The 22485-nt window shown below is 63.4% G+C and carries 19 protein-coding genes; 15 read left to right on the top strand and 4 right to left on the bottom strand.

Going from position 1 to position 22485, the window contains the following annotated elements; translation table 11 throughout:
- The first annotated feature begins 31 nt into the window (after positions 1 to 31).
- Genes dapA through U1702_RS05485 form a run of 6 tightly spaced genes read left to right on the top strand, consistent with a single transcriptional unit; the run spans position 32 to position 6937 of the window.
- Positions 32 to 913 carry a 4-hydroxy-tetrahydrodipicolinate synthase gene (gene dapA, locus U1702_RS05510; protein WP_332722770.1) on the top strand — a complete coding sequence of 294 codons (882 nt, stop codon included), beginning with the start codon at positions 32 to 34 and terminating at the stop codon, positions 911 to 913.
- Between the two features lie 48 nt (positions 914 to 961).
- Positions 962 to 1444: an SsrA-binding protein SmpB gene (smpB, locus tag U1702_RS05505; RefSeq protein WP_332722768.1), complete on the top strand. Its 483-nt coding sequence runs from the start codon at positions 962 to 964 to the stop codon at positions 1442 to 1444.
- Between the two features lie 43 nt (positions 1445 to 1487).
- On the top strand, positions 1488 to 2012 hold the full coding sequence (locus U1702_RS05500) for a DUF2062 domain-containing protein (protein WP_332724585.1): 525 nt from the start codon (positions 1488 to 1490) through the stop codon (positions 2010 to 2012).
- 56 nt (positions 2013 to 2068) lie between these two features.
- Positions 2069 to 4123, top strand: a complete 2055-nt coding sequence (locus tag U1702_RS05495; protein WP_443026805.1) for a M13 family metallopeptidase — start codon at positions 2069 to 2071, stop codon at positions 4121 to 4123.
- 38 nt (positions 4124 to 4161) lie between these two features.
- The gene (locus U1702_RS05490) at positions 4162 to 6546 is read left to right on the top strand and encodes a response regulator (protein WP_332722766.1); all 2385 of its coding nucleotides are present in this window, start codon (positions 4162 to 4164) and stop codon (positions 6544 to 6546) included.
- 40 nt (positions 6547 to 6586) lie between these two features.
- Positions 6587 to 6937, top strand: coding sequence for a response regulator (locus tag U1702_RS05485; protein WP_332722764.1), 351 nt, complete (start codon positions 6587 to 6589; stop codon positions 6935 to 6937).
- Here U1702_RS05485 and U1702_RS05480 read toward each other — a convergent pair.
- From U1702_RS05480 to U1702_RS05470, 3 genes are all read right to left on the bottom strand, one after another.
- Positions 6934 to 7452, bottom strand: coding sequence for a phosphoribosyltransferase (locus U1702_RS05480; protein ID WP_332722762.1), 519 nt, complete (start codon positions 7450 to 7452; stop codon positions 6934 to 6936). The two genes, U1702_RS05485 and U1702_RS05480, sit on opposite strands and share 4 nt — an antisense overlap.
- Entirely contained in the window at positions 7452 to 8465 is a 1014-nt protein-coding gene (locus U1702_RS05475; protein WP_332722761.1) for an adenosine deaminase, read from the bottom strand. Before U1702_RS05475 ends, U1702_RS05480 begins: the two co-directional genes overlap by 1 nt.
- 354 nt (positions 8466 to 8819) lie before the next feature.
- Positions 8820 to 9377: a DNA-3-methyladenine glycosylase I gene (locus U1702_RS05470; RefSeq protein WP_332722759.1), complete on the bottom strand. Its 558-nt coding sequence runs from the start codon at positions 9375 to 9377 to the stop codon at positions 8820 to 8822.
- 139 nt (positions 9378 to 9516) lie between these two features.
- On the opposite strand from U1702_RS05470, the gene recA reads away from it, so the two are divergent.
- From recA to U1702_RS05430, 8 genes are all read left to right on the top strand, one after another.
- Positions 9517 to 10590, top strand: a complete 1074-nt coding sequence (recA, locus tag U1702_RS05465) for a recombinase RecA (RefSeq protein ID WP_332722757.1) — start codon at positions 9517 to 9519, stop codon at positions 10588 to 10590.
- Between the two features lie 230 nt (positions 10591 to 10820).
- Positions 10821 to 11462 (top strand): glutathione S-transferase family protein, encoded by a 642-nt coding sequence (locus U1702_RS05460; protein WP_332722755.1) that lies wholly within the window; start codon positions 10821 to 10823, stop codon positions 11460 to 11462.
- A gap of 25 nt (positions 11463 to 11487) precedes the next feature.
- The gene (locus tag U1702_RS05455; RefSeq protein ID WP_332722753.1) at positions 11488 to 12795 is read left to right on the top strand and encodes a dicarboxylate/amino acid:cation symporter; all 1308 of its coding nucleotides are present in this window, start codon (positions 11488 to 11490) and stop codon (positions 12793 to 12795) included.
- Positions 12795 to 14042, top strand: a complete 1248-nt coding sequence (locus U1702_RS05450) for a M24 family metallopeptidase (protein WP_332722752.1) — start codon at positions 12795 to 12797, stop codon at positions 14040 to 14042. Before U1702_RS05455 ends, U1702_RS05450 begins: the two co-directional genes overlap by 1 nt.
- Positions 14039 to 14572 (top strand): hypothetical protein, encoded by a 534-nt coding sequence (locus U1702_RS05445; protein WP_332722750.1) that lies wholly within the window; start codon positions 14039 to 14041, stop codon positions 14570 to 14572. Before U1702_RS05450 ends, U1702_RS05445 begins: the two co-directional genes overlap by 4 nt.
- Positions 14573 to 14621: 49 nt before the next feature.
- Complete coding sequence (alaS, locus tag U1702_RS05440; protein WP_332722748.1) at positions 14622 to 17276, top strand: alanine--tRNA ligase; 2655 nt, start codon at positions 14622 to 14624, stop codon at positions 17274 to 17276.
- Positions 17263 to 17628 carry a hypothetical protein gene (locus U1702_RS05435; RefSeq protein WP_332722746.1) on the top strand — a complete coding sequence of 122 codons (366 nt, stop codon included), beginning with the start codon at positions 17263 to 17265 and terminating at the stop codon, positions 17626 to 17628. The genes alaS and U1702_RS05435 overlap by 14 nt, the downstream gene beginning before the upstream one ends.
- Positions 17629 to 17646: 18 nt before the next feature.
- Positions 17647 to 19458: a DUF885 domain-containing protein gene (locus U1702_RS05430; protein WP_332722745.1), complete on the top strand. Its 1812-nt coding sequence runs from the start codon at positions 17647 to 17649 to the stop codon at positions 19456 to 19458.
- A gap of 3 nt (positions 19459 to 19461) precedes the next feature.
- Here the strand turns inward: U1702_RS05430 and U1702_RS05425 are convergent, their stop codons facing one another.
- Positions 19462 to 21234: a cation:proton antiporter domain-containing protein gene (locus U1702_RS05425; protein ID WP_332722743.1), complete on the bottom strand. Its 1773-nt coding sequence runs from the start codon at positions 21232 to 21234 to the stop codon at positions 19462 to 19464.
- A 48-nt stretch (positions 21235 to 21282) separates the two neighbouring features.
- Here U1702_RS05425 and U1702_RS05420 point away from each other — a divergent pair, with 48 nt between their 5' ends.
- Positions 21283 to 22485 (top strand): FAD-dependent oxidoreductase, encoded by a 1203-nt coding sequence (locus U1702_RS05420; RefSeq protein WP_332722741.1) that lies wholly within the window; start codon positions 21283 to 21285, stop codon positions 22483 to 22485.

The raw sequence follows: 22485 nt of genomic DNA, 5'->3' as shown, positions 1-22485 counted from the left end.
TATTTCCGACATTTGGGGCATTTTGGCGCACATGTTTTCCGGTTCCATCCCCGCATTGGTCACGCCATTCCGTAACGGCAGCTTCGACGAGGCCGCATTCCGCGATTTCGTCGAATGGCAGATCGCCGAAGGATCGTCGGCGCTGGTCCCGGTAGGTACGACTGGCGAGGCGGCGACGCTGTCGAAGGACGAGCATTTCGAGGTCGTGCGCGTCTGTGCCGATCAGGTGCACGGGCGCGTGCCGGTGATCGCCGGGACCGGATCGAACGATACGCGCGTCGCCATCGGCAACGTGCAGGCGGCGAAGGAAGCGGGTGCCGATGCGGTGCTGATGGTCCCGCCCTATTACAACCGCCCGAGCCAGGAGGGCATCTTCCTGCATTTTGAGGCAGTGGCGGCGGCATGCGATCTGCCGATCATCCTCTATAACGTGCCCGCACGCACCGCGACCGACATCCAGCCGGAAACAGTCATCCGCCTCGTGCAGAGCCTCCCCGGCAAGTTCGTCGCGATCAAGGATGCGACCGGCGACCTGACCCGCGTGTCGAAGCATCGCGCAGCGCTGGGGGCCAGCTTCGCGCAACTATCGGGCAATGACGAAACCGCGCTGGCGTTCAACGCGATGGGCGGGGCAGGGTGCATCTCGGTCGCCGCCAACGTCGCGCCAAAGCTGTGCGCGCAGTTTCAGGCGGCATGGGCGGAGGGTGATGAGGTCGTCGCGCTGGCGCTCCACGACCGGCTTTTTGCGCTGCATCTGGCACTGTTCACCGATGCCTCACCGGGGCCGGTCAAGTACGCCGTCAACAAGCTGCGCCCCGCCATCTCCGCCGAACTGCGCCTGCCGATGGCCCCGCCGTCCGACGCGAGCAGGGCTGCGGTCGATGCGGCGATGGCGGCGGCGGGGATTATCTGAAGCCGTCCGCTTCCCCTTTGGCGTGATCGCGCCTACATCGCGCGTCCCATGGCACGTCCCCGTCCCCTAGAATTCGACAAGAAAAAGATCGTCGCCGAGAACCGGCGCGCGCGCTTCGAGTATTTTATCGAGGACGTCTATGAAGCGGGAATCGCGCTTCAGGGGACCGAGGTAAAGGCGTTGCGCGGCGGCGAAGGGTCGATTGCGGAGGCCTATGCCGAGGTGAAGAACGACCAGGTGTTTCTGGTCAACGCCAACATCCCCGAATTCAGCCACGGCAACCGCTTTAATCACGAACCGAAGCGTCCCCGTAAATTGCTCCTTCATCAACGCCAGATAAAGAAGTTCCATGGCGCGGTGGCGCGCGACGGGATGACCCTCGTGCCGCTATCCGTTTACTTTAACAGCCAGGGCCGGGCGAAAGTCGAGCTCGCGCTGGCGAAGGGCAAGAAGAATCACGACAAGCGTGAGACGGTTAAGGAACGGGACTGGAAGCGTGAACAGGGAAGGCTCATGCGCGACCGTGGCTGACCGGACCATCTGGGGTCGGGCCGTCGCATGGGCGCAGCGGAACATGCCGACGCGGGAGGGTATGGAGCAGAATCGCTGGCTCCGCCCCGTTGCGCACCGCGTGCTGGCCCCGGAGTTGTGGCGTTTCACCCGCCGTTCGGTGCCGCGCGGCGTGGCACTTGGCATGATTACCGGCATCATGCTCCCGGTCGCGCAGATCGTCTTCTCGGCCATTCTCGCGTTGCCGTTTCGTGCCAACGTGCCGGTGGCAGCGCTGACCACATTCATCACCAATCCGTTCACGACCCCGCCTTTGTGGGTCGCGGCTTATTGGGTCGGGCGCAAGATCCTGCACTTCGACGCGACGGTGCCGGGGCAGCCGATCGCCACCCACGTTGCCAACGACAGCTGGCTGAACTGGCTGTGGTCAGAGGCGGGACCGTCGCTGATCACCGGCTTGGTGACGATCACCATCGTCGCATCCATCCTGGGCTACCTGCTCAGCGTCGTCGGCTGGCGGCTGTGGATCGCGCGCAAATGGCGCAAGCGTATCAAAGACCGTTCGTCCAAAGTAACCGCCGACACTTGATCGGGCGTATTATTGGATTAAGTCACGCGCATCCCGACTCCGTGTAAGGTGATCCGATGCGTCTTTTCCTCGTCTCCGCTCTTCTCGCTGGCACCGCGCTGACCAGCGCCTGTGCGCCCACCATGACGGCAGAGGCACCCGCCACGCCAACGACGGCACCGGCCGCCGCCAAACCGCAGCTCGGCAGCTTCGGTTTCGATGAAACCGGGATGGAAAAGACCGTCGCACCGGGCGACGATTTCTACGCCTATGCCAATGGCAGCTGGGCGAAGAACACGCCGATTCCCGCCGATAAATCCAACTACGGCATGTTCACCGCGCTCGGCGATCTGTCGAACGATCGCGTGCGCGGCATTCTCGATGCGGTGAAGGACGATCAATCGAGCATGATCGGTCGTGCCTATTCCAGCTATCTCGACACCGCATCGGTCGAGGCGAAGGGGCTGGCCCCGATCCAGCCATGGCTGAATCGGATCAAGGCGCTTGAGAACAAGGCGGGCTATTCCGCGCTCGTGGTGGAAGCCGCTAAGAACGGCGTCGGCGGACCCGTCGGCGGCTATGTCGGGCAGGACGACAAGCTGCCGCAAAATTACATCTTCACGATGTTTCAGGGCGGCACCGGATTGCCCGATCGTGACATGTATCTGCTCGACAACCCCAAGATGGTGGCGATCCGCACCGCTTATGTCGCGCATCTGACACGGATGCTGACGCTGGCGGGCGAGGCAGAAGCCGCCGCGCGTGCGCAGGCCGTGATGGCGATGGAAACCGAAATCGCGAAAGTCCAGTGGACCCGCGAAGATGCGTCCGATGCCACCAAAACTTACAATAAATATACGCTGGCACAGACCGCACAGTTCTCGACCCCGACGCTCGACCTGCCGACGATGCTGAAGGCGTCCAGCCCGAAAATCACCGAAGTGCTGATCGGCCAGCCCAGCGCGGTGAAGGGCATTGCGCAGATTCTGGACAAGGCACCGCTGGCAGTGCTGAAGGACCAGATGCTGCTGCGCAGCCTGAACGGTCTGTCCAACTATCTGCCCGACGCCATCGCCAACGAGAATTTCGCATTTTACGGCACCACGTTGCAGGGGACGCCACAGCGTGAGGAGCGATGGAAGCGCGCCGTCGGCTTTGCCGAGGGGTCGCTGGGCGATGCCGTGGGCAAGGAATATGCCGCACGCTATTTCCCGGCCGAGTACAAGGCGGAGATGAACAAGCTCGTCGCCAACGTGCTCGACGCGATGGGCCGCCGCATCGACGGTCTGGAATGGATGCAGCCGCAGACCAAGGCGCGCGCCAAGGCCAAGCTGAAGAACTTTACCGTCAAGGTCGGCTATCCCGACAAATGGCGGGATTATACCGGGTTGGAGGTCAGGACCGACGATCTGTTCGGCAACGCCATCCGATCGAACCAGTTCGATTATCAGTACAGCATGGACAAGCTCGGTCAGCCGGTGCGTAAATGGGAATGGGGCATGCTGCCGCAGACCGTGAATGCCTATGCCAATTTCGGCATGATGGAGGTCGTGTTCCCTGCCGCGATCCTGCAACCGCCCTTCTTCGATCCGAAAGCCGATCCGGCGGTGAATTACGGCGCGATCGGGGCGGTGATCGGGCATGAGATCAGCCACCATTTCGACGATCAGGGCGCAAAATATAACGAGAAGGGCGAGCTGTCCGACTGGTGGACCCCCGCCGACGTCAAAGCGTTCGAGGCGGCCAGCAAGCAGTTGGTCGCGCAATATGACGCTTACGAAGTTTTTCCGGGTGAGAATGTGAAGGGCGAATTCACGCTGGGCGAGAATATCGGCGATCTGGCCGGACTGACCATTGCTTATGACGCCTACAAACACTCGCTGAACGGCGCGACCGCGCCGGTGATCGACGGCTTCAGCGGCGACCAGCGCTTCCACCTCGGCTGGGCGCAAGTGTGGCGGCGCAACTACCGCGAAGCGAATCTGCGCGGTCGGCTGCTGACGGATCCGCACAGCCCGTCCACCCAGCGCGCCTGGGTCGTCCGCAACCTCGACCCCTGGTATGCCGCATTCGACGTGAAGCCGGGCGCTAAACTCTATCTGGAACCGTCAAAGCGCGTTCGCATCTGGTGAGTGCTTGACCGCAGGTCGGCGAGGCGGGAAGGGGAACGATGGCTTCGCGTCCCGTTACTGATCCTGAACCGCCGCAATTGACCCTGCCGCTCGCCATTGCGGTGGGCGCGGGCGTTGTCGCGGCGGTGACAGTGCTGCTGGTCACGGATTCGCTGGCGGTGGCGGCGGGATTTGCCGCAGCCGCGCTGGTGATTGCCGGCGCAATGTTTCTCGCCGCCCGGCTGTTCCCATCGGCTGCGACGGATGAGGCCGCGATCGACTGGTCGGTGGCGCACACGCTGGCGTCGATGAGCAGCAACGCGCTGGCCGTCACCGATCGCGCCGGACGGCTGGTGTGCGCCAACGATCGCTTCGGTACACTGTTTCCCGGCTACCCCGCTCCCCCGAACCTGATCGTCGGCGATTGGGCCGGAGCGCAATTGGGGTCGGCTGGCCGGTCGGCGTGGCGTGACGGGCAGGCGTCGAGCGGCGCGTTCGACGTGGCCGGCACCAAATTGACCGCACACATCACCCGCGTGGGCGATTCGATGCTGGTATGGCGCTTTTCCGGCACCGACGTCGCCGATCTCGCGAAGCAGGCGCAGGCATTGGTGGCGGGCGCATCGGGCGACCGGCTGGGGCTGGCTGGCGTGATGATGGCGTTGCTAGGATCCGACGGCCGCGTCCGCGCCGCCAATCGCGTGTTGCGGGTGCGAGCAATGGGTGACGAGAGCGCCATGATCGAAGGCCGCGATTTCACTCGTTTCCTCATCACCGACAATATCGGCATCGTCCGGTTCGAGCGCGAGGGACTGTCCGGTACGCCACTCCGCGTTCTCGAAATCCCGTTCCTTGACGGCGACAACGCACCGATGCTGGTCGCTTTGATCGACGAGGAACTTGCGGTCGCGCACCCCGCGATTGGCGACGGTGCCGCCGCGCATGTCCGGTCGCTAATCTCGCTGTTGCCCGCCGGGATCGCACTGGTCGGCGGGGACGGGCGTTTCGTCCATATGAACGACGCCTTCGTCCGTGCCGCGCATGTCAATTCGGCCAACCCGCCGCTCTATCCCGGCGATCTGGTGGTGCGTGAGGACAAGGGCGCGCTGGCCGACGCGATCCGGCGCTTTGCGACCGGCGCTGCACATTCGGCGGACATGACCGTCCGCTTCGCCGAAGCGCCGGACGAAGCGGTTTCGCTGTCGATCGCCGCCGCGCGTGGACTGGGGGAGGCGGCGGTGCTGCTGTCCTTGCGCGATGCCGGCGAAGAGGGCCGCCTCAAACGCCAAGTCGCACAGGCGATCAAGATGCAGGCGGTCGGCCAGCTTGCCGGCGGTGTCGCGCACGATTTCAACAACATCCTGACCGCGGTGATCGGCCATTGTGATCTGATGCTGATGCGCCACGCCCCCGGCGACAGCGATTATGACGATATCCAGCAGATTCTGCTCAACTCGAACCGCGCCGCCGCGCTGACCCGTCAGCTGCTCGCCTTCTCCCGGCAACAGACGCTGCGGCCACAAACGTTGCAATTGCCGGATGTGATTTCCGAAGTGTCGAACCTGCTCAAGCGACTACTGGGCGAGACCGTCGATCTGGTTGTCGGCCATGGCCGCAACCTCGGTCCCGTCCGAGCTGATCCAGGGCAGCTGGAGCAGGTCGTCGTCAACCTCGCGGTGAATGCGCGTGATGCGATGCTGTCGAAAAACCCCAATGGCGGCGGCACGCTGACGATCGAGACCTTCGCGGTCACCGCGAACGACGTGCGCGCGATGGACGACGATGTCTTGCCGATCGGTGATTACACGGCGCTACGCGTCTCCGACACCGGCAGCGGCATCCCGATCGACGCGCTCGCCCATATCTGGGAGCCCTTCTTCACGACCAAGGAGGTCGGCAAGGGCACCGGCCTGGGTCTCTCCACCGTTTATGGCATCATCAAACAATCGGGCGGGTTCATCTTCGCGGAGAGTCCGAAGGGGCAGGGGGCGGTGTTCACCATCTACTTGCCGGTCACCACCGCCGCCGAAACCCCCGGCAAGGCACCGACCGTAAAGGCGGTGCAGGGCGATCTGTGGGGCAGCGGCACCGTGCTTCTGGTCGAGGACGAAGCGATGGTCCGCGCCGTTGCCGAACGCGCGCTGACGCGACAGGGCTATACCGTGCTGACAGCGGAAAATGGCGAGGCGGCGCTGGAACTGCTCGAAAAATCGGGCAAGCCCGATCTGCTGATCTCGGACGTGGTCATGCCGACGATGGACGGGCCGACGATGGTGCGGATCGTGCGCAAACGCTATCCCGATCTCCCGATCCTGTTCATGTCGGGCTATGCCGAGGAGCAATTGCGCAAGTCGATCGACCTCGACAATGTCGCGTTCCTCCCCAAACCCTTTTCGGTTCAACAGCTTGCGGAAGCCGCAAGGGCCGTTCTGACAGCGAAATAAAGCTTGGCGTGGAAGGGGTTATCCGGCAAATAGCCCGGCGATGACCACCCCCCAACGTATTCTGATCGTCGAAGACGAACCCCTGATCGCCATGATGCTGGAAGATTTTCTGGACCTGCTCGGCAAGCAGGTTGCGGGTATCGCTGACAGCGTTGCGGACGCACTGCCGATCGTCGCCGCAGGCGAAGTCGACGCAGCGATCCTCGACGTAAATTTGCGCGGCGGCGAGACAAGCTGGCCGATCGCGGACGCGCTGGCGGCGGCGGGCATCCCGTTCGTGCTGGCGACCGGGGGCAGCGGCGATACCGTGGCCGATGCGCATAAGGGCCGCCCGATCCTGCCGAAACCCTTCACGATGGACGCGGTCGAGAAGGCGCTGGCTGCGCTTTAAGCGATCCGTTCTGGCAATTCCGCCGCATCCGCTTCCAGCGAGGCCGATGGCGCGACGGCTTCCCACGGAAACACGAACCAGTCCTTGGTCACGTTCCGGTCGATCGTCCGCGCGGCATATTCAACCCGCTGACTCGATGCGATATTGTCTAGCAATGTGGCGAACCGCACCCCGTCCATCACCGCACCCGCGTCCGCCATCTTCGCGCGCAGCTTGGCGATCGTCGCGCCGCTGTCGTTGATATCGTCGAGGAACAGCAACCGCTCACCCGCGCGTGTCCGCTCGGCCAGCCGTTCCAGCGGCGCATCGGCAAAGTCATGCACCTGCGACGAATGATCCACCGACAGCATCGACATGCCCGTAGCGTGGCTCAAATACACCGCCGGGGCCAGCCCGCCGCGCCCGATCCCGATGATAAAGTCAGCCCGCCAGTCGGCATCGTCCGTGATCGCCGCAGCAATCGCGCGCACGTCATCCACGAACTGATCGTGCGACACGGCTGTGAACACCGGCATCAGTTCGCCGCCACAAACGCGTCGAGCCGCGCCACATGCGCCGCTTTCGCCGCGTCATCCAGAAACGATCCGGCGAGACTGTTGCGCGCCAGCGTCGCCAGTTCCGCCTTGCCCAGCCCGCGCGCCGCCGCCACCGCGCGGTAATTCTCCCCGACATAACCGCCGAAATAGGCCGGATCGTCCGAATTGATCGTCGCGCGCAATCCCTCTGCCAGCATCTGGTCAATCGGATGCGCATCCATGTCCGGCACCACGCACAGTTTCAGATTGGACAGCGGACATACCGTCAGCGTCATCCCCTCCGCCGCCAGCCGCCGCACCAGCGCCGGATCCTCCAGCGATCGGTTGCCATGATCCAGCCGGTCGATCTTCAGAATATCCAGCGCCTGCCACACATAGTCCGGCGGTCCTTCTTCCCCGGCATGCGCCACGCGCTTCAGCCCCAGATCGCCCGCCGCCGCGAACACGCGTGCGAACTTCTCCGGCGGATGCCCGACCTCCGACGAGTCCAGCCCGACGCCGGTAATGCGGTCCAGCCACGGCTCCGCCGCCGTCAGCGTGGCGAACGCCGCGTCCTCGTCCAGATGGCGCAGAAAACACAGGATCAGCTTCGAGCTCAACCCATGCCGCGCCTCCGCATCGCGCATCGCCGCCAGCAATCCGTCGGCCGCCACCTGAAGCGGAATGCCGCGATCGGTATGCGTTTGCGGGTCGAAGAAAATCTCCGTGTGCACAACGCCATCGGCGGCGGCGCGCGCGAAATAGGCATCCGCCAGATCGTAAAAATCCTGCTCGACCCGCAGCACGTCCGCCCCGGCATAATAGATGTCGAGAAAATCTTGCAGGTTGCTGAATTCATATGCCGCCCGCACCGCCTCGACACTGTCGAACGGAATCGCCACCCGGTTCCGCTTCGCCAGCGCGAACATCAGTTCCGGCTCCAGGCTCCCCTCGATGTGCAGATGCAGTTCCGCCTTGGGCAGGCGGGTAATGAAGGCGTCGAGATTGGTCATGCCGGGAAGATCGCGCGAATGGCGGGGCAGGGCAACTCAATTCCCTCGCCATAGGGGGGAGGGAGGCACCATAGGCGGCGTAAGCAGTGCCAGCCTATACTCACGTTACGAATTCCCCTTGCTCGGTCGGTCAGGTCGAGCGAAGAAAATCGTCATGACCACGACTTCCGACTATCGAATATACCCCACAGAATTCGATATTGAGTTGAGCGCATTCGGCATTGGGTACTCGGCTCACGAGTTTTACGAGCGCGCCTCATATGCAGATGCGCCCTCGGACCTTGGCACCTTGCTACTCGACTGTCTGTGCGAGACGTTGCTGATCCAGTCTCCGAAAAACAGCGAAAGCCAAAGCTAAACCGCTAACCGCCGGAAGCAGCCGACGCTATGGTCATTCACCATTCCCACCGCCTGCATCCACGCATAAACGATTACTGGTCCCACGAACTTGAACCCGCGCGCCTTCAGCGCCTTCGATACCGATTCGGACGTCGCGGTCTGTGCCGGCAGGGTGACGCCATCCCCTTTCACCGGTGCATCGCCCGCCAGCGCCCACACCCAATCGCCGAAATCCTCGCCCGCATCCTTCATCGCCAGGAAGATGCGCGCGCCGTTGATCGTTGCCACGATCTTCGCCCGCGCGCGGATAATGCCGGGGTCCGCCATCAGACGCTCGATATCGGCGTCGTCGAATGCAGCGACCTTTGCCGGATCCCAGTCCGCGAACGCCGCACGAAAGCCCTCACGCCGCTTCAGGATGATCGACCATGACAGGCCTGCCTGAAATCCCTCGAGCATCAGCATTTCCCACAGCGTCCGGGAATCGCGTACCGGTACGCCCCATTCCTCATCGTGATAGGCGATCATCAACGGGTCGTTCCCGGCCCAGCGGCATCGCGTTCGTTCGCTCATTTCACGCTCCGATATCGTGAGAACAAAAAAAGATCGTTCCACACTTGTTCTATCGGAACAAATGGCATACGCAATGCAAATGAAGGCGGTGAACCGCATTGAACGACTGGCCGAAAGCCTTTAGCGACGGAGACTATCAATGGCAGCTTCCCTTAAGGTGATCCAAGGAACCATGGGCCTTTCTCCGGACAAGCAGAAGGCGCTCGACGCCGCTCTCGCACAGATCGACCGCGCTTTCGGTAAGGGGTCGGCGATGAAGCTCGGCTCGAAAGAGACGATGCAGGTCGAATCGATTTCCACCGGCTCACTCGGGCTGGATATCGCGCTCGGCGTCGGTGGCCTGCCGCGAGGTCGCGTGATCGAGGTTTACGGCCCGGAAAGCTCGGGCAAGACCACGCTGGCGCTGCATGTGATCGCCGAGGCGCAAAAGAATGGCGGCACTGCCGCGTTCGTCGATGCGGAACATGCGCTCGACCCGGTCTATGCCAAGAAGCTGGGCGTCAACATCGATGAGCTGATCGTGTCGCAGCCCGACACCGGCGAACAGGCGCTGGAAATCGTCGATACGCTGGTGCGGTCGAATGCGATCGACGTGCTGGTGATCGATTCGGTCGCAGCCCTGGTGCCGCGCGCGGAGATCGAGGGCGAGATGGGCGACAGCCATGTCGGGCTTCAGGCGCGCCTAATGTCGCAATCGCTGCGCAAGCTGACCGGTTCGATCAGCCGCTCGCGCTGCATGGTTATCTTCATCAACCAGCTGCGCATGAAGATCGGCGTGATGTACGGCAATCCGGAAACCACGACCGGTGGCAATGCGCTCAAATTCTACGCTTCGGTTCGCCTCGATATCCGCCGCACCGGCCAGATCAAGGACCGCGACGATATCGTCGGCAACGCCACCCGCGTGAAGGTGGTGAAGAACAAGGTCGCACCGCCGTTCAAGCAGGTCGAATTCGACATCATGTATGGCGAAGGCATTTCGAAGATTGGCGAGATCCTCGACCTGGGCGTGAAGGCGGGGCTGGTCGAGAAATCGGGCGCATGGTTCAGCTACGACAGCATCCGCATCGGGCAAGGCCGTGAAAACTCCAAGACCTTCCTCAAGGAAAATCCGGATATCTGCAACCGGATCGAGGCGGCCATCCGCACCCGCACCGACAAGGTCGCCGAAGAGATGATGACCGGGCCGGATGCCGAGGACGACGACGAATAAGCCTTGGCGTCGTCGGATTGAGTTTCAACCGAATTTTGGGCCGCGCCGCACCTTGATGGGCGGCGGCGGTCACGGGACTAGTCTCCCACCGGAAGACCCGGCGCTCCCCACGCGCCGGGTCTTTCGCGTTCGCTGTGCGGGGCATTTGCGGCGAGCGCCAGTAAGGCAAACGGTTGTCAACCACGCCAAATGTGTCAACTTCGCCAACCCAGAAGCCGGAGAGGCAGCCCATGATTACCGTCCACCACCTCGAAAATTCGCGTTCGCAGCGCGTCCTCTGGCTGCTTGAGGAACTGGGTCTGCCCTATGCGGTGAAGCGCTATGAGCGGAACAAGAAGACGATGCTCGCCCCGCCCGAGCTGAAGGCGGTCCATCCGCTCGGCAAATCCCCTGTGATCGATGACGACGATGCTGGCAGCGGAGAGGGAAGGGTGGTCGCCGAAACCGGTTCGATCATCGAATATCTGGTGGAGAAGGCCGATGGTAAACTTGGCCCATCCGCGCACCGTGATTCGGTGCTGCGTTATCGCCAGTTCCTGCATTATGCGGAAGGGTCGCTGATGCCACCTTTGCTGGTCAAGCTGGTGCTCGCCCGCGTTCCCCTGTTCGGCAAGGCAGCGCAGAAGAAACTTCAGCCGATGATCGACGTGCATCTCGATTACATCGAATCGGAACTTGCCAGCCGCCCGTGGTTCGCCGGTGACGACTTCACCGCCGCCGATGTGATGATGAGCTTCCCGCTCGAAGCCGCACGGAGCCGTGCCGGTCTCGATGCATCACGCCCCGCGACCATCGCCTGGCTCAACAAGATCCACGCCCGCCCCGCTTATCAGACGGCGCTCGCCAAGGGCGGCCCCTATGCCTATGCCTGAGCCAACAAGGATATAAGGGGCCAGCATGACGACCGCAGAGGAAACCAAAGAACACCGCGAATCCACACTGCAATGGCAGATGCTGGGCGGGTTCATACTCGGTCTGGCGCTCGGGATGCTGGTCCACTTCACCTCGGCCGATGCGCCCTGGGTCAAGACGGTCACTACCTATGTCACCGGGCCGATCGGCCAGATCTTCCTGCGCCTGTTGTTCATGCTGGTCATTCCGCTGCTTTTCTCGGCACTCGTCGTCGGCATCGCCGAAATGGGCGAAATCCGTGCGCTCAAGCGTGTCGGGCTGCGCACATTGGGCCTGACGATCTTCGTCTCGACGATCGCGGTCATCGTCAGCCTGGCGCTGGTGAACCTGTTTCAGCCGGGCGCGGGTGTGGACCGGGCGGAGGCGCAGGGGATGCTAGCACAGTCGGGCGACAGCGCTGGAGCGATCCTCGAAAAGACTGCGGCGACCCCCAGCGGCGTCGAAGCGATCCTCAACATCGTACCCAACAATATCGTCGCCGCGATGACCGCGAACGACATTCTCGCCATCATGTTCTTCGCGCTGTTTTTCGGAATAGGCATCCTCCTGACGATCGATAAGCCCCACGTCCAGACGCTGAAAGGCGCGATCGAGGGCGTGTTCGAGGTGTCGATGAAGCTGATCGGTCTCGTCATCCGCCTCGCGCCGATCGCGGTATTCTGCTTCATGTTCAACCTCGCCGCATTGTTTGGCTGGGAATTGCTGGTGCGGCTGCTGGCGTTCGTCGGCGTGGTGCTGGCGGCGCTTGGCACGCAGATGTTCATCGTTTTCCCGATCCTGCTACTCCTGCTCGCCAAGAAGAACCCGATTGCGTTCTTCCGGGAGACGCAGGAAGCAAGCGTGATGGCGTTCTCGACCGCGTCCTCCAACGCCACGCTCCCCACCTCGCTGCGCGTCGCCCAAACCAAATTGAAGCTGCCGCCGCGCGTTGCCCGCTTCGTCCTCACCATCGGCGCGACTGCGAACCAAAACGGCACTGCGATGTTCGAAGGGGTGACCGTACTCTTCCTCGCGCAGTTTTTTGGCGTCGATCTGACACTGGGGCAGCAGATTACGGTGATGCTGGTGTGCATCCTCGGTGGCATCGGCACGGCGGGTGTTCCGGCGGGTTCGTTGCCGGTGATCGCGCTGATCCTGGGCATGGTCGGGGTGCCGCCCGCCGGCATCGGGCTGGTGCTGGGCGTCGATCGCTTCCTCGACATGTGTCGCACCGTGCTCAACGTGATCGGCGATCTGGTGCTGGCGACGATCGTGTCGGCGGGTGAGAAGCCAGAGGTGGAGCCCGCACCCTGATGCTGTCGCGTCGCGCACTGCTGGCGGCGGGCGCGAGCGCCCCGTTCGCGCTGTCGTCCGTGGTCCGCGCTGCCGAGCTGGACCTGTCGGCGCTGAAGTCGATCGTGGGGGATGCGACGCCGATCAGTCCCGGGGAACGACGTGCCCGACTTGCTAAGTCACAGGCGATGATGAAGGCAGCCGGCATCGGCGCGGTGCTGATCGAGCCGGGGTCGAGCCTGGTCTATTTCACCGGCGTGCGCTGGTGGCGCAGCGAGCGTCTGACGGCGGCGATTTTGCCCGTAGAGGGCGAGCCGGTGATCGTCACCCCGTTCTTCGAGGAACCGTCGGTCCGCGAATCGCTCGGCATCCCAGCGGAAATCCGGGTGTGGCAGGAGCATGAAGATCCGCTGAAGCTGATCGCCCAGTTCCTGCGGGAGAAGAAGCTAGCGAACCGCCCGATCGGGATCGAGGAAACCGTGCGACATTTTGCCGTCGACGGTCTCGCCCGCGCATTACCCGGCGCGCGGATCGTCTCCGCCAACCCGGTTATCCGGGGTTGTCGAATGATAAAGACGCCCGCCGAAATCGCCCTGATGCAGAAGGCGGCGGACGTGACGATGGCGGCGTATCGCTGGACGTATCCGCGTATCGAAACCGGCATGACCCCGCCCGACATTGCCGCGCTGATGACCGCCGCGACGCGCAAGCTGGGTGGTGAGGTCGCGTTCAACCTGATCCTTCTGGGTGAGGCATCGGCCTATCCGCACGGGTCGGGCAAGCCGCAAAAGGTGGCGAAGGGCGAGGTCGTGCTAATGGATTGCGGCGCGGTGGTGCATGATTATCAATCCGATATTTCGCGCACCTTCGTTCATGGGGGACCGAGTGCGGCGCAGCGCAAAGTGTGGGGCGAAATGCGGCGAGGGCAGGACATCGCCTTTGCCGCCGCAAGGATAGGCGCGTCTGCCGGGGCGGTCGATGACGCGGTGCGGGCTTATTACACGTCGCTGGGATATGGCCCCGACTATAAGCTTCCTGGGCTGTCGCACCGCACTGGCCACGGCATCGGCATGGACGGTCACGAGCCGATCAACCTGGTGCGGGGCGAACGGGAGAAGCTGGCGGCGGGCATGTGCTTTTCGAATGAGCCGGGGATTTATCTGCCGGGCAAATTCGGCGTGCGGCTGGAGGATTGCTTTCACATGACGGCGACTGGGCCGAAATGGTTCAGCATGCCGCCGAGGTCGATCGAGGAGCCGATCGGGTGACCGTCGCGCTCGATCATCACTATATTCATTCAACCCTACGCGAAAGAATCGTGGAGCACGTCTTCGTCGGCGAGGCGCTGCGGCGTCTTTGGCAGCTTGGCATTTTCGATGTCGAGGTGCTCCGGTCAGAGTTCGACGCTGGAGGGTATGACCTTGTGATGAGCAGGGGCAGCATAATCCGGCATATTCAGTTCAAATCGGTGATGCAGGAAGGCAAGGCAGCGCGGACGAGCGTAAGCCTGAAGCTGGCGGACAAGCCAAGCGGCTGCATTATCTGGATGGTGGTATCGCCGGAATTGGAGCTCAAATCGTTTCTCTGGTTTGGCTCAGGCCCCGGCGTGAAGTTGCCCGATCTTGGTGAGTTCAGCGTGACTAAACACAGCAAAGGGAACGCTGATGGCATAAAGTTTGAACGGCCAAACCACCGGATCATACCTCGCGGTAAATTTGATGCTCTCGGTTCGCTTGATGGTGTTCTCGAAAAGCTGTTCGGAGCATTGACCCCGACGACCGTCACGCAATCATCCTGATCGAACCGTTTCGCTTGAGCGAACGCTCGTGCGTCCCTAAGTCGCATCCATGACCTCGACCAACGATATCCGCCGCAGCTTCCTCGACTATTTTGAAGGGCAGGGGCATGCGCGCGTGCCGTCCGCGCCACTGGTGCCGCACAACGATCCCACGCTGATGTTCGTGAATGCCGGCATGGTGCCGTTCAAGAACGTGTTCACCGGACTGGAAACACGGCCATACAAGACCGCCACGTCGTCGCAGAAGTGCGTGCGGGCGGGCGGCAAGCATAATGACCTCGACAATGTCGGCTATACCGCGCGGCATCATACCTTCTTTGAAATGCTCGGAAATTTCTCGTTCGGGGATTATTTCAAGGAGCAGGCGATCACCCACGCGTGGACGCTGCTGACAAAGGAATGGGGGTTGTCGCCCGATCGGCTGACCGCGACCGTCTATCACACCGACGATCAGGCGTTCGACCTGTGGCGTAAAATCGCGGGGCTGCCCGCAGAACGCATCATCCGCATTGCGACCAAGGATAATTTCTGGGCGATGGGGCCGGATGGGCCGTGCGGGCCATGTTCGGAGATTTTCTACGACCATGGCGACCATATCTGGGGTGGCCCGCCGGGATCGCCGGAGGAGGATGGCGACCGCTTCGTCGAGATCTGGAATCTCGTGTTCATGCAGCATTTGCAAGAGAACGACGTCATCGTCAGCGACTTGCCCAAGCCAAGCATCGATACCGGCATGGGGCTGGAGCGAGTGGCCGCAGTCATGCAGGGCGTGACCGACAATTACGATACAGATACGTTCAAGGCGCTGATCGCCGAGAGCGGCGCGCTGACGCATTCGGCGACGACCGGCGATAATCAGGCGAGCCACCGCGTGATCGCGGATCATATCCGCACGTCGGGCTTCCTGATCGCGGATGGTGTGCTGCCGGCGGCCGAAGGGCGTGGCTATGTGCTGCGCCGGATCATGCGCCGCGCGATGCGTCATGCGCATCTGCTGGGTGCGAAGGAGCCGTTGATGCACCGGATGGTGCCGTCGCTGGTTGCGGAAATGGGTGCGGCCCTCCCCGAACTGGTACGGGCACAGGCGGCAATTGAGGCAACGTTGCTCCAGGAGGAGACGCGTTTCCGGCAGACGCTGGCCAACGGCCTGAAGCTGCTGGACGAAGCGACGGCGAGCATGGGCGATGGCGATACGTTGCCCGGCGAAACCGCGTTCAAGCTCTATGACACGTTCGGTTTCCCCTATGATTTGACCGAAGATGCGTTGCGTCCACAGGGCATGGCGGTCGACCGGGCCGGGTTCGATGCGGCGATGGCGCAGCAGAAAGCCGCCGCGCGCGCCGCATGGAAAGGCAGCGGGGCGAAGGCGTCGGACGATGTCTGGTTCGACATTGCCGAGGAACTGGGCGGCACCGAGTTCACCGGATATGCATCGACCGAGGGCGAGGGGCAGGTGGTTGCACTGGTCAAGGACGGTGTGCGTGTCGATCGCGCCGGGGCCGGAGAGGTCACGATCCTGACCAACCAGACGCCATTTTATGGCGAAAGCGGCGGTCAGATGGGCGATGCCGGTCGCATCGAGAGCGAAAATGCCAAGGCTGTCGTGAACGATACGTCGAAACCGCTGGGACGCCTGCACGCGCACAACGCGATCATCGAGAGCGGCGAGATTGCCGTGGGCGACACCGTGCGGATGGCGATCGACGTGGTGCGCCGCGATCAGGTGCGCGCGAACCATTCGGCCACCCACCTGTTGCACGCGGCGCTCCGCGACCGGTTGGGCGCGCATGTGACACAGAAGGGCAGTCTGGTCGCGCCGGATCGCTTCCGCTTCGATTTCTCGCACAATTCGGCGCTGTCGGCACAGGAAATTGCGGACGTTGAGGCCGATGTGAACCGCCATATTCGTGAGAATGACACGGTTGGCACACGGCTGATGACACCAGACGATGCGGTCGCGGCGGGCGCGATGGCGCTTTTCGGCGAGAAATATGGCGACGAGGTTCGCGTGCTCTCAATGGGTCGCGCGACTGAGAACAGCTATTCGGTCGAACTGTGCGGCGGCACGCATGTTAATGCGCTGGGCGATATCGCGTTGTTCAAGATCGTTAGCGAGAGTGCGGTTTCGTCGGGCATACGGAGGATTGAGGCGCTGACGGGTGAGGCGGCGCGGTTGTGGCTGGTGAACCGTGACGAGAAATTGCGCGAGATCGCATCAGCCTTGAAAACGTCCCCGGACGATGTGCCCGGTCGCGTGGCGGCGCTGGTTGAGGATCGCCGCCGGCTGGAGCGCGAACTGGCGGACGCCAAAAAGGCACTCGCCATGGGCAGCGGCGGCGCATCCGCACCCGCCGGTCCGGAACAGATTGGTGGCATCAATTTCGTCGGTCAGATCCTCGACGGGCTCGATCCCAAGGAACTGCGCGGCGCGGTGGATGAGGCGAAAGGGCGGATCGGTTCAGCTGTCGTAGCTTTTGTCACGGTAAATGAAGGGCGTGCAGCGATCGCGGTTGGCGTCACCGATGACCTGACCGGACGCCTGAATGCCGTCGAACTCGTCAAGCGTGGTGTTGCCGCGCTGGGCGGGCAGGGTGGCGGCGGGCGACCGGACATGGCGCAGGGTGGCGGCCCGGATGGCGGAAACGCCGCCGCAGCGATCGATGCCGTCAAGGGCGCTCTCGCCCAGGAGAATGAAGTTGCTTAATCGTGTTTTCCTGACTGCTGCTGGGGCAGCGGTCCTCTTTACTGCCCCCGGCGTTTCGGCGCAGGGCAAGTTGCCGCCCTATCCAGAGGCGCTGCGTTGCGCCGCGTTAACGCATGCCGCGTCGAAGATCGGCAAGGGCACACCGCAGGAATCGGCGCTGTTCGACCAGCTGATCTATTGGGGCATGGCGGCGGCGGATTCGGGCCGTGCGGCCGGCAAGGCGAGCAAGGCGATCGATGCCGAAGTGACGCGCGAGTCGGCGGTCGTCGAGCCGCAGCTCCGTTCGCAGAGCGGCACTGCGACCACCGCACTGGCGGCCTGTGTGGCGCGGGTGCCTGCGCTCGACAATTGATCTGACTGGAGAATACCGATGCGCCGCCGCTCGTTCGTGGGTTCCGTTGGCGCAGCCGCGCTGGCAGGGGCAATGCCGGTGCGCGCCGGTCAGGCGCAGCGGGGCGCGAACGATGCAAAGTTGCGCGCGCTGCTCGACCGCATCTTCACCGATCGTCTGGCAGAGAACCCCGAGGGCGCGACGTCGCTGGGTCTGGATATCGGCGCGAATGCGAAGCTGAAATCACAACTGTCCGGGCGTAGTGCGGCTGATGTGGCGCGCGAGCAGGCGCGGGCGAAACGCGAGCTGGCGGCGATCCGTGCGGTCGATCCGGCGACGCTGGGTGACGATGCGCGGCTGGATTACGACGTCGTGACCTATCAGCTGGAAGGCAGCATCGCGGGGCGCGATCGCTTTTCCTATGGCAACACCGGATCGCGTTTCACCCCGTATCTGCTGAGCCAGTTAACCGGGGCATATCAGGATGTCCCGGATTTTCTGGATGCGCAGCATCGGGTGAAGGATGCGGCCGATGCCGATGCCTATCTGGCGCGGCTCGGCGCGTTTGCCGCCGTGCTGGATCAGGAAACTGTTCGTCAGCGGGCGGATGCGGGGCGCGGCGTGTTCGCGCCGGACTATGTGCTCGACACCGCATTGAAGCAGTTCGCCGCGCTGCGTGACAAGCCGGCGGCGGAAAGCGGACTGGTGACCGGCTATGCCGCCAAGCTGGCCGCCGCCAATTTGCCGCCCGAACGCGCCGCACAAGCCGCGAAGATCGTTGCGGAACAGGTATTTCCGGCACTGGACCGCCAACGCGCGCTGCTTACCGAATTGCGTGGCAAGGCAACGCATGATGCAGGCGTGTGGCGTTTGCCCGATGGCGAGGCCTATTACGCTGGGGCGGCAGAGGCCGCCACGACGACACGCCTGACCGGCGACGAAATTCACACGCTAGGCCTTGAACAGGTCGCTGAGATCAGCGGGCGGATCGACACGATCCTCAAGGCGCAGGGCATGACGCAGGGCAGTGTCGGCGCGCGCTTAGTCGCGCTGAATGAGCGTCCCGATCAGCTTTTCCCCAATACCGATCCGGGTCGGTCCGCGCTGCTCGCCGAACTGGAGAAGCAGATTCGGGCAATGGAGAAGCGGCTGCCCGAGCAATTCGGGACGCTGCCACAGGCACCGGTCAAGGTCCGCCGCGTGCCACCCGCGATTCAGGCGGGTTCTCCGGGTGGCTATTATCAGGCGGCGACGCTGGATGGATCGCGCCCCGGTATCTATTACATCAACCTGCGCGACACGTTCGACCGGCCGAAATTCGGGCTGGCGACGCTGACCCATCATGAGGCGGTGCCGGGGCATCATCTGCAGGTCATGCTGGCGCTAGAGTCGAAAAATATCCCGCTGATCCGTCGCCGCAGCGGGTTCAGTGCCTATAGCGAAGGCTGGGCGCTCTATGCCGAGCAGCTGGCGGACGAGATGGGCATGTTTGAGGGCGATCCGCTAGGCCAAGTCGGCTATCTCCAGTCACTCCTGTTCCGGGCGACACGGCTTGTGGTCGACAGCGGCCTGCATGCCAAGCGCTGGAGCCGGGAGAAGGCGACCGATTATTTCATCGCCACCACCGGCATTGCCCGCGGTCGCAGCCAGGGTGAGATCGACCGCTATACCGTCTGGCCGGGACAGGCGTGCAGCTACAAGGTCGGGCACACGATGTGGGTCAAGCTGCGCGACGAGGTCAGGGCGAAGGCTGGAGCCAATTGGGATCCGCGCAAATTCCATGCGGTACTGTTGAAGGGCGGGATGCCGCTGGCGGTATTGGAGCGGGTGGTGCGGGCGCAGTTCGCCTGACGGTCAGGCTTCCGCCACGTCCTTGCGCACCCGGCGGATGCGCGGTTCACGCTCCAGGCCGGCGGCTTCCTTGATCGACTTGCGCATCTTGTCGCGCTCCTCATGGATCGAGGCGATGACCGGACCGACCGCAACGCCGAGATCGACCAACGCCGCTTCCGATAGCTGGAGCGAGCTTTCCAGCGTTTCGGGCACCGCGTCCGTAGCCCCAGCCTTGTAGAGTTCGGCAGCGTGCGCGGCATCGCGCGCACGGGCGATGATCGGCAGGCCGGGGCACCAACTGCGCACCCGCCGCGTCAGCCGCACCGTCAGCACGGGATCGTCCATCGTCAGGATCAGCGCGTCGGCATGGCCGAGATTGAGGCGATCGACCAGCTCGCTGCGTGAAACGTCGCCGAACATCACCGTATAGCCCTCGCGCCGGCCGGCCGCGACGCCATCAATGTCGGCATCGACCGCGATATAGGTTTTGCCATGCGCGGCCAGCATGTCGGCGACAGTCCGCCCGACCCGGCCGAACCCGATGATGACAGTGCCACCGAGCACGGCCTGAGGCTCTGGCATTGCAGTATCGAAAGCGCGATCTTCGAGTTTGCGCGCGACAAAGCGACCTGCCTCGGCCAGCAACGGCGTGATAGTGAGACCGATCGCGGTGACGGTTGTCCAGAAGGCGGCGGTAGAGGGTTGGATCAGACCCGCCGTCGCCGCGACACCCAGCACGATCAGCGTCGTCTCCGACGGGCTGGCCATCAGCACGCCGACCTCCGCCGCAGTACCGGTACGCGCGCCCGACAGCTTCAGCAGCGAGATCGTAACCCCGACCTTGATCGCCATGACGCCAAGGATCGCCGCGAGCAGAAAGCCCCAGTCCTGAACGATCATACGCAGGTCGAGCTGCATGCCCACGGTGATCAGGAACACACCAAGTGCCAGCCCCTTGAACGGGGCGGTGATGACTTCGACCTCGCTGTGATACTCGGTTTCGGCGATCAGCATGCCGGCGAGCAGCGCGCCGACGATGGGGGAGAGGCCGGCAGCGGTGGTGGCCATGCTGGCGACGATCACGACCAGCAGGCTGGCAGCGAGGAACAATTCGGGCGATTTAGTGCGTGCAGCCTGGGCGAACAGGCGCGGCAAGACGAAGCGCCCGCCGACGAACAGCACCGCCATGACGATCGCGCCGCGACCGAGCGTCCCGGCCAGCTCTGCCCACCCTGCGTCGGGACCGGGGGCGAGCGCACCGAGCAGGAAGATGATCGGGACCAGCGCCAGATCCTCGAACAACAGCATGGCGAATGCCGATCGCCCGACCGCGCTGGTCGTCCCTGCAATGGGGATCACCAGTGCGGTCGAGGACAAGGCAAGTGCGAGGCCAAGGCCGAGTGCGCCGGTCCATGGCTGGCCAATCGCAAACAGCCCCGCGCCGATCAGCAAGGCGGCACCGAACAGTTCGGCCGCACCGACCCCAAAGACGAGACCGCGCATGCTCCACAGGCGGCGGAAGGACAGTTCCAGGCCGATTGAGAACAGCAGCAGGATGATGCCGAATTCGGCGAAGGGTTCGATCGAATGCGGATCGGTGATCGTGACGTAATAGAGCCATGGTGCCTGCGCCACCAATTGCCCCAGACCGGTGGGCCCGACCAGCGCGCCGACGAGGATGAAACCGATCACCGGGCTGATGCGGAAACGGGCAAAGGCGGGGATGACGAGCCCCGCCGCGCCGAGGATCACAAGCGCGTCGCTGAAACCGCTATTTGTCAGATCGAGGGCCATGGCGTTACCCTACGCAGCAGCGAAACGATTTGTCATGGGGGATCGGCGGTGGACTGCGATATTTGTATCGTCGGCGGCGGCCCGGCGGGGATGATGGCCGGAATGCTGTTTGCCCGGGCCGGGCTGAAAACGGTCGTGCTGGAGAAGCATGACGATTTCTTGCGCGATTTCCGGGGAGATACGGTTCATCCCTCGACGCTGAACCTGATGGACGAACTGGGTTTGCTCGACGCATTTCTGATGCGCCCGCACGACAAGGTCGCGGATATCGGGGCGGTAATCGGTGGACGGGAATACCGGATTGCGGATTTCAGCCACCTTCCGGGACCGGGCAAATTCATTGCGATGATGCCGCAATGGGAGTTCCTCGATTTCATCGCGGATCAGGCGAAGGCCTATCCCGGATTCGATCTGCGGTTGCATGCGGAGGCGGTCGATATCGTCGAGGATGGCGGTCGCGTAACCGGCGCGCGCCTCGCGGACGGGTCGCAGATCAGCGCGCGGCTGGTGATTGCGGCGGACGGACGGGGATCGCGGATCCGGGCGGCGGCGGGGTTGCCGCTGGAAGATCTGGGCGCACCGATCGATGTGTTCTGGTTCCGGGTGCCCAAGGCGCGGACCGACGATAATCTAACTCAAGGTTATATCGCGGGGGGCGAGATGATCGTGGCGATCGATCGGGGCGACTATTTTCAGGGCGCCAGGGTGATCGCCAAGGGCAGCGCCGATGCGATGCGGGCACGCGGGATCGAAGTATTTCGGCGGGAGGTGGCGGCGACTGCGCCGGCGATGGCGGGCGGTGTCGATGCGATCGGCGGTTGGGACGATGTGAAGTTGCTCAGCGTGTCGCTCGACCGGCTGACGCGGTGGTTCCGACCGGGGTTACTGGCGATCGGCGATGCAGCACATGCGATGTCGCCGGTCGCCGGGGTCGGGATCAATCTGGCGATTCAGGATGCGGTGGCGGCGGCGAACATATTGGCCGAGCGGATGACGCGGGGCGAAACTCCGGATCGCTATCTGGTGCAGGTGCAGGAACGACGGATGCTGCCGGTGCGGGTGATCCAGGGGATGCAGCGCTTCGTGCACAAGAATGTGATCGGCGCGGCGCTGGGCGGTGAGATCAGTGCGCCCTTGCCGTTGCGGTTGCTCGACCGGTTTCCGTTGTTGCAACGTATTCCCGCGCGGCTGATCGGGCTGGGCGTGCGCCGCGAACATATTCGTTCGCCAGTGGCGGGTATCGGACGCTGA

Origin of the sequence: Sphingomonas sp. LT1P40, assembly GCF_036663835.1 — a bacterium.
Taxonomy (GTDB): Bacteria; Pseudomonadota; Alphaproteobacteria; order Sphingomonadales; family Sphingomonadaceae; genus Sphingomonas.
This window is presented reverse-complemented; position numbering and strand designations above follow the sequence as displayed.